General features: G+C 44.7%; 1 pseudogene. It reads right to left on the minus strand.

The window, feature by feature from the left end:
* Window positions 1–233 (minus strand): annotated as a pseudogene (locus tag BIV59_RS24175) (group II intron reverse transcriptase/maturase); the annotation flags it as partial.
* Window positions 234–436 lie beyond the last annotated feature (203 nt).

The following is a 436-nucleotide window of genomic DNA, read 5'->3' on the forward strand; positions in this document are numbered from 1 at the left end:
GGGATTCCTAACTTCCTTACACCGCCGTTCGGTTTCGGGATTTCGACTCGACGTACAGGTTGGGGAAAGTAGGTACCATTTATCAGTTCCGTTCTTAAAGTACTCCAGTGTTCCATGAGATGATGTCGTAGGTTTTGTACGCTCATCCCATCTACACCATGGCTACCTTTATTTCGTTCCACTCTTACGAGAGCGCTCGTAACGTTTTGATATGATAAGATTCGTTCCAACATAGATATCAAGCTCCTACGTGAATCAGTCATTCTTCTTGTGTGGAGTTGCTTTCAGCCCTTCTAATGTCCCCCGTGGATTCACCACTTCCTCCATTAGGAAGGATCATGTTTCTGCTTCAACAAGCAACACGTACGCCAAGTGCTGATTCTCCTAAATTGATTCAGTCCTTCCCAATGGTTCCTAGATACCATTGGTACTATGA

It is taken from the genome of Bacillus sp. MUM 13 (assembly GCF_001866725.1).
Taxonomy (GTDB): domain Bacteria; phylum Bacillota; class Bacilli; order Bacillales; family DSM-1321; genus Peribacillus.